The sequence below is a fragment of the Amycolatopsis sp. SID8362 genome (assembly GCF_010550475.1).
Classification (GTDB): Bacteria; Actinomycetota; Actinomycetes; order Mycobacteriales; family Pseudonocardiaceae; genus Amycolatopsis; species Amycolatopsis eburnea.
This window is the reverse complement of the sequence record NZ_JAAGNB010000937.1, coordinates 1-1790: the sequence shown is the minus strand read 5'-3', so window position 1 is coordinate 1790 and position 1790 is coordinate 1. Positions and strand designations below refer to the sequence as shown.

2 protein-coding genes are annotated in these 1790 nt (G+C 73.7%); one reads left to right on the top strand and one right to left on the bottom strand.

Going from position 1 to position 1790, the window contains the following annotated elements; all coding sequences use genetic code 11:
• Positions 1-1484: succinic semialdehyde dehydrogenase (locus G3I65_RS29275; protein WP_160698958.1), on the top strand; the 1484-nt coding region annotated here is incomplete at its 5' end.
• A 6-nt stretch (positions 1485-1490) separates the two neighbouring features.
• On the opposite strand, the gene G3I65_RS29270 is transcribed toward G3I65_RS29275, so the two are convergent.
• The coding region (locus G3I65_RS29270) for a response regulator transcription factor (RefSeq protein ID WP_160698957.1) at positions 1491-1790 on the bottom strand (300 nt) is incomplete at its 5' end.

Genomic DNA, 1790 nt, shown 5'->3' with positions numbered 1-1790 from the left:
ATTCGGCGCCGATCCGGATGACCGCGCCCTTCACCGGGCAGCCGATCGCGACGCTGCCCCAGGCCACCGACGCCGACGTCCGCTCGGTGTTCGCGAGCGCGCGCACGGCCCAGCGGGCGTGGGCCGACCGCTCCCCCGCCGAGCGCGCCCGCGTGCTCACCCGCCTGCACGACCTCGTGCTCGCCCGCCAGGACGAGGTGCTCGACCTGGTCCAGGTCGAGGCGGGCAAGGCCCGGCTCGACGCGTTCGACGAGGTCAGCGCGACCGCGCTGGTGGCGGCCTACTACGGCAAGCACGCGGCCAAGATCCTCGCCCCGCGGCGCGTCGCCGGGGTCATCCCCGGCCTGACCCGGGCCGGCGAGATCCGCCACCCCAAGGGCGTCGTCGGGATCATCTCGCCGTGGAACTACCCCCTCGCCCTGACCGCGATGGACGTCCTGCCGGCGCTGGCCGCGGGCAACGCAGTCGTGCAGAAGCCGGACAACCAGACCGCGCTCTCCGCGCTGTGGCTGCACGAACTCGCCGAGGAGGCCGGGCTGCCCGCCGGGACCTGGCAGATCGTGCTCGGCCGCGGCTCGAAGATCGGCACCGCGCTGGTCGAGGAGTCCGACTACCTGTGCTTCACCGGCTCCACCCCGACCGGCAAGGAACTGGCCGGGCAGGTGGCGAAGCGGCTCACGTCGTACTCGCTGGAGCTCGGCGGCAAGAACCCGATGATCGTGCTGCCCGACGCCGACGTCTCCAAGGCCGCGACCGGCGCGGTGGCGGCCTGCTTCTCCTCGGCCGGCCAGCTGTGCGTGTCGGTCGAGCGGATCTACGTCCACGAGGACATCCGCGACGAATTCACCCGCGCGTTCGTGGCGAAGACCGCGGCGCTCAAGCTCGGCGGCGCGCTCGACTACCACGCCCAGATGGGGTCGCTGACCTCGGATGACCAGCTCGCCACGGTGTCGGCGCACGTCGAAGACGCGCGCGAGAAGGGCGCTTCGGTGCTCACCGGCGGCCGCCCCCGGCCCGACCTCGGCCCGCTGTTCTACGAGCCGACGGTGCTGTCCGGCGTCACCCCGGACATGCTGCCGTTCGCCGAGGAGACCTTCGGGCCGGTCGTCTCGATCTACGGCTACACCGACGTCACCGAGGCCATCGACCGGGCCAACGACACGCCGTTCGGGCTCAACGCCAGCGTCTGGTCGCGCAACGGCCGCGCGGGCTGGGAGGTCGGCGCGCGCCTGAAGGCCGGCACGGTCAACGTCAACGAGGGCTACGCGGCGACGTTCGGCAGCGTCGGCGTGCCGATGGGCGGCATGAAGGACTCCGGCGTCGGCCGCCGCAACGGCGCCGAAGGCCTGCTGAAGTACACCGAGTCCCAGTCGATCGCGGTGCAGCGCGGGCTCGCCCTGCGGCCGCCGCGCGCGGTGCCGGGTTCGGTGTGGGCGCGCGGGATGACGTTCGGCATCAAGGCCCTGCGCCGCCTCCCCCGCTGAGGCCGTTCACGCGTGTTCGGAGGCCGGGGCGGTCAGCAGGCCCCGGTCGTAGGCGATCGCCACGGCCTCCGCGCGCCGGCTCGCGCCCAGCTTCGCCATCACCCGGGACAGGTGCACGCTCACCGTCTTCTCGCTGATGTAGAGCTCCTCCCCCACCTGCCGGTTGGTGCGGCCCAGCGCCACGCGCTCCAGGACGTCGCGCTCGCGGTCGGTCAGCGGGTCGGTGACCGTGCGGGCCGGCGCGGCCGGTTCGACCCCGGCCAGCTCGACCCGGGCGCGGTGCGCCAGGTCCCGGACCGCGTCGCG